This is a genomic window from Parafrankia sp. FMc2 (assembly GCF_041008525.1).
Classification (GTDB): Bacteria; Actinomycetota; Actinomycetes; order Frankiales; family Frankiaceae; genus Parafrankia.
Genome location: NZ_JBFLUG010000257.1, coordinates 1 through 5,110, shown reverse-complemented (window position 1 = coordinate 5,110; position 5,110 = coordinate 1). Strand labels below are relative to the sequence as shown.

Below are 5,110 nucleotides of genomic sequence, written 5' to 3'. Positions count from 1 at the left end.
CCGTCAGCTGGCTACCCGCCACCGCCCCCGTGTCCGCCACAGCCCCCGATCATGCCGCCAACCAGGCAGAACCACCCGAACCGACACACCACAGCCAGCCAAGATCCAAATAGTGGAAGTGGCATTGCCGCGGATCCCGGCGGCGGACGCGAAGTCGACGATCTGCCCGCCGCCGTCCCGTAGCCAACGGAAGGCCGCCTGGTTCGTCAGCAGGGTGCCCCGCGCGTTGACCGCCATCACCTGGTCCCACAGGCCGCTGCCATGCTCTCCGCGGCGGCACGTGGTGCGATCCCAGCGGCGTGCACCAGTACGTCCAGCCCGCCCAGTTCCGCCACCGCACGGTCGAAAGCCGTGTCGACGGAGTCCTGGTCCGTCATGTCGCAGTGCAGGAACCCGGCGCCGGCACCCACGGCGATGTCCGCACCCGCCTCAGCGTTGATGTCCATCGACACGACACGGGCGCCGTAGCGGGGAAAGGCCCGAACCAGCCCGGCGCCCATCCCGCTCGCGCCGCCCGTCACGATGATCCGGCGGCCCGTCAGCTCCGCCATCTCAGGAGACCCATTCCCGTGCCTCGCGCAGCATTATCGGCATGGCGGGCACCATCCGCTCCATGCTGGGTGGAAGGTCGCCTGCCTTGCGGCCACGCTTGATCAGCAGTGCGGTGGCACCGGCCTCCTTGTACCGGGTCAGCGCGTCAAACCATCGCATGTCGGGCAGGTCTTGTCCGTACGCGGCCAGTAGTTCCGCGATGTTCGGCATCCCGGTGGGGCCCGGGGCGCGCATCCCGGGGTGTCCCGCTTCGTCGGTGAAGTAGGCGAACCAGGACAGGTCCACCCGCGGATCGCCGACCGACCAGATCTCCCAGTCGATCACCGCGGTGACCCGGCCGTCCTCGCAGAGGGTGTTGCCGAGCCGGTAGTCGCCGTGGTTCACCACCGGCGGCAGGGCTGCGGGCATCGTGGCGTGCAAGGCCCGCGCCGCGTCCTCGTAATCGTGCTGCAGATCAGCGGGCACCGTGGTGAACGCCCGGGTCCAGCGGTCGATCTCGTCGCCGAGCGTGACGACCGGCTCGTCCCCGAGACCGGCCTGCTCCGGATTGACGGCGTGCACGGCGGAGAGCACCTTCGCGGCGTCCAGTGCGCGTGCACGAACCTCACCCAAGCGAGCGGGGTCGCGTTCGTCCGCGAGCACCGGTTCCACGCATTCGCCGGGCATCAGGCCCATCGCGACGAACGGGGGTGCGGCGGCGTCGGAGAACAGTACGGGTGGCACCCGCACACCGGGCCTGCCGTGGAGCGCGTTCATCAACTTGCCTTGCCTCAGCACATCCCGGTTGCGCACCGGCGGCAATCCGGGCGGCGCCACCTTCAGCACGATCCGGGAATGCGGGTCGGGCACGCCACGAAGAGTGGCCACGAAGGTGAGGCTGGACGCCCCGCCGGTCAACGGCGCCACGTCCACGACCTCCACGCCCGGCGCCCAGGACTGCGCGGCCACGCCGGCCCGTTCCCGCAGGACTCCGCTCAGGTCCACCTGCGCGGTCATCAGTACAGCCCGCCATCCACTCGGAGCAAGGCACCGGTGGTGTAGCTCGACGCCGGGCTGGCCAGGTACAGCGCGGTGCTGATGATCTCCTCGGGCCTGCCAGGGTGGCCGATCGCGCTGCGGATCCTGGTCCTGTCCTCCTCCGTCCACGCCTTGGAAATGTCGGTGAGGAAAGGACCGGCGGACAACGTGTTCACGCGTACCTTCGGACGGTACTCGAGCGCGAGCACCGTGGTGAGCGCGTTCAGCGCGGCTTTCGCGCCGGCGTAAGGCCCGAACCCGGGCAGCGGGAACAGCGCACCCGAGGAGGACACGTTGATGATCGAGCCCCCGTCACCGGCGGCCATCCGGGAGCCGATCAGCGAACCCAGCCGGAACGGGCCTTTGAAGTTCACGCCGACGACCTTGTCGAACAGTTCCTCCGAGGTCTCCACCGACGACGGCGCCAGCGGCGACATCCCGGCGTTGTTGACCAGGATGTCCACTTTGCCGAACGCGTCGTAGGCGGCGTCGGCGAGCAGTTCGAGCTCGTCCCAGTGGCCGACGTGGCAGGCATACGGCAATGCCTTGCGCCCCAACGCCTCCACTTCGCCCCCGACGCTTTGGCAGTTCTCTGCCTTGCGGCTGGTGATCACCACATCCGCCCCGGCGCAGGCGAACGCCAGCACCATCTCGCGGCCGAGTCCCCTGCTGCCGCCGGTCACCAGCGCGACCTTTCCGGTCAGATCGAACAGGTTCTCGCTCATGACGCGTGCTCCTCGAGGATGTGCGCATAGCGCTGCCTGGCCGCTTCCAGGTTCGGCAGCTGGTGTTCACTCGGGAACAGCCCATCGGCCGGCTGGTAGCGGCGCAGAACCTGCTTCGCGACGGTGACTTTGTGCACCTCGGTCGGCCCATCGGCCAGCGCGAGCATCGGCACGTTCATCCACATTTCGGCCAGCGGCAGCTCGTTCGTGGTGCCCAGCGAACCGTGGATGTGCAGCGCCCGCTGCACGATGTCGTGGTACACCTTGGCCATCGCGACCTTGCACATCGCGATGTGTGTTCGCGCCGCGCCGTGCGGTTGCGTGTCGATGATCCACGCGGTGTTGAGCACCATCAGCCGGTACTGCTCGAGCTCGATCCACGAGTCCGCGATGAACTGCTGCACCAGCTGCTTGTCCGCCAGCCGCTCCCCCTGTGTCCGACGCGAAAGGGCCCGCTCGCACATCATGTCGAACGCCCGCCGGCACTGGCCCACCGTGCGCATAGCATGGTGTACCCGGCCACCACCGAGGCGCGCCTGCGCCACCCGGAAACCCTCGCCGGGCCCGCCGAGCATCGCGTCGGCGGGTACTCGCACCTCGTGGTAGCGGATGTAGCCGTGGATGCCTTCATCTTCGGTATCGCCCATGGTGCCGACGTTGCGCTTGATCTCGATGCCGGGCGTCTCGGCCGGCACGATGAACATCGACATTCGCTCGTACGGTTTCACGTCCGGGTCCGTCACGGCCATCACGATCAGAAACGCGGCGAAGCGGGCGTTGGAGGTGAACCACTTCTCCCCGTCGATCACCCAGTCGTCACCGTCGCGCCAGGCACGGCAGCAGAACTCCTTCGGGTCCGCACCCGCCTGCGGTTCGGTCATAGAGAACGCCGACACGATGTCGCCGTCCAGCAATGGACGCAGATACCGCTTCTTCTGGTCCTTGGTACCGAACATGGCCAGGATCTCGGCGTTTCCGGTGTCGGGTGCGGCGGTACCGAACACCGTGGGTGCCCAGCGTGACCGGCCGAGGATCTCGTTCATCAACGCCAGCTTCAGCTGACCGTAGCCCTGGCCGCCGAGTTCGGGACCGAGGTGGCAGGCCCATAGCCCCTGCGCTTTCACCTTGTCCCGCAGCGGATCCAGGATCGCCCGCGACGCCTTGTTGCCGACGTCGTAGGGATCGCCGACCGAGGGGAACAACAAGTCGAGTGGTTCCACCTCTTCCCGGACGAACCGCTCCATCCAGTCCAGTTTCTCCTGGAACTCCGGCTCGGTGCTGAATTCCCACATCACGGTCTCCTCAGTGTTTCGCCGCATCCCTTTGCAGTCCGTCGCGCAACGCTCGCAGCGTCACCGTCGCCGCGACGAGATCGTCCTCGCTGATTCCCTCGCTCACCCTGGCGATCCACGACCGGCTTCGCTCGTTCAGCCGGGCGTACACCGCACGCCCCGCCTCTGTCGGCACGAGCAGTGGCGCACGCTTGTGGTCCGGATTTTCCTTGCTCACCAGCAGTCCCAGCTCGACGAGAATGTCCGCCAGCCGCTGTACCGACTGGCGCGCGCGACCGAGGCTGCGGCCGATCTGCGGAACGGTCGGCGGCCGGTCCGCCCTCACCACCGCGGTGAGTACCAAACCCTGCGCACCGGTGAGACCGTCCTCGGCGGCGATGTCCCCAGAGGCGGCCAGCAGCCGGCCCTGGGTGCGCAGCACCTCATCGATGAGCCGGGGAAGCGGGTGACGATCCGTGCCGTACATGACAGAAGGTTGTCAAATTGACAGCATGTTGTCAACCCCTCCCCGCCCCACAATGAGGATGCTGTTTTGAGTCTTGGTCCTGATGCGCCCGAAGGACTGTCCCGTACCGGGTTTGATGGAGGCAGTCAAACCAGGAGGAAGTGGACGAGATGGCGGCGCCGACAGCCGGGTAGTCGCCTTCGCCCAGTACGGATCTTGAATTAATGCCGTTTAACTTAGTTGGATCTTGAAGCCCCGCGGTTTGTTGATCTCCGTTGTGGGCCTGGTACGGCGTGGCGGCGGTGCTGGTGGGTGGTTTGGTCGCGGTTCGTGGCTTCGAGGGTGTCCCCGGACCAGGTGTCGGTCGGGGTGTTGGTGACGGCGGTGTCTCGGGACGCGGTGGACGAGGCGGTCGATGCCTGCGGGGTGGCTGCGCGGCGGGCGGGCGGGAAGCTGCCGCCGCATGTGACGGCCTATCTGACCTTGGGGATGTGTCTGTTCCGGACGACGACTATGTCGAGGTCGCGGCGAAGGTCACCGGGTCACTCGACCGGTTCGGCTGCTGGGACGCGGCCTGGGCCGCCACCGACGGCGGGCGGGATCACCCAGGCGCGTAAGAGGCTGGGCCGGGAGCTGATAGCAGAGGTGTTCGAACGGGTCGCCGGGCAGGTCGCGACGCCCTCGACGTGGGGGGCGTGGCTGCGGGGCCGGCTGCTGCTCGCGGTCGACGGGTTCGAGGTCGACGTGCCCGACACCGAGGAGAACGCCGCCGAGTTCGGCTACGCCGGGTCGGGTGAGAAGCGTTCGGCGTTCCCGAAGCTGCGGGTCGTCGCTTTGGCGGAGTGCGGTACGCCGGCGGGCTTTCGTCAGCCCGCCCGAGGTCGGTTCCCACCGCGGCCCGACAACATCGAGATCGTCAAGGGTGGTGGCGAGCCGGCACGCGACCGCCTCGTACTGATGATTAATGCGAGAAGTCATGTTGATCCGAGCTCTTCCCAAGCAAGCCCGGTCTCGGCAAGGAACCCGACAAGAAGATCGGGCCGGTACTGCACACGTTTCAGTCCGTGCTTGACGGCCCG

At 67.5% G+C, this 5,110-nt stretch carries 5 protein-coding genes and 2 pseudogenes; 2 read left to right on the top strand and 5 right to left on the bottom strand.

The window, feature by feature from the left end; genetic code table 11:
• Positions 1-236 precede the first annotated feature (236 nt).
• Genes AB1460_RS35540 through AB1460_RS35520 form a run of 5 tightly spaced genes read right to left on the bottom strand, consistent with a single transcriptional unit; the run spans position 237 to position 4,007 of the window.
• Positions 237-551, bottom strand: coding sequence for an SDR family NAD(P)-dependent oxidoreductase (locus AB1460_RS35540; RefSeq protein WP_368966810.1), 315 nt, complete (start codon positions 549-551; stop codon positions 237-239).
• Between the two features lies 1 nt (position 552).
• A complete protein-coding gene (locus tag AB1460_RS35535) occupies positions 553-1,548 on the bottom strand; it encodes a phosphotransferase family protein (RefSeq protein WP_368966808.1) in 996 nt (331 codons plus the stop codon).
• Complete coding sequence (locus AB1460_RS35530) at positions 1,548-2,294, bottom strand: SDR family NAD(P)-dependent oxidoreductase (RefSeq protein ID WP_368966807.1); 747 nt, start codon at positions 2,292-2,294, stop codon at positions 1,548-1,550. Before AB1460_RS35530 ends, AB1460_RS35535 begins: the two co-directional genes overlap by 1 nt.
• Positions 2,291-3,586 (bottom strand): acyl-CoA dehydrogenase family protein, encoded by a 1,296-nt coding sequence (locus AB1460_RS35525; RefSeq protein WP_368966805.1) that lies wholly within the window; start codon positions 3,584-3,586, stop codon positions 2,291-2,293. Before AB1460_RS35525 ends, AB1460_RS35530 begins: the two co-directional genes overlap by 4 nt.
• A 10-nt stretch (positions 3,587-3,596) precedes the next feature.
• Positions 3,597-4,007, bottom strand: a complete 411-nt coding sequence (locus AB1460_RS35520) for a MarR family winged helix-turn-helix transcriptional regulator (protein WP_368966803.1) — start codon at positions 4,005-4,007, stop codon at positions 3,597-3,599.
• A 336-nt stretch (positions 4,008-4,343) separates the two neighbouring features.
• Here AB1460_RS35520 and AB1460_RS35515 point away from each other — a divergent pair.
• Positions 4,344-4,625: pseudogene (locus AB1460_RS35515) on the top strand (transposase domain-containing protein); the annotation flags it as partial.
• A 51-nt stretch (positions 4,626-4,676) separates the two neighbouring features.
• Positions 4,677-5,110, top strand: a pseudogene (locus tag AB1460_RS35510) (hypothetical protein); the annotation flags it as partial.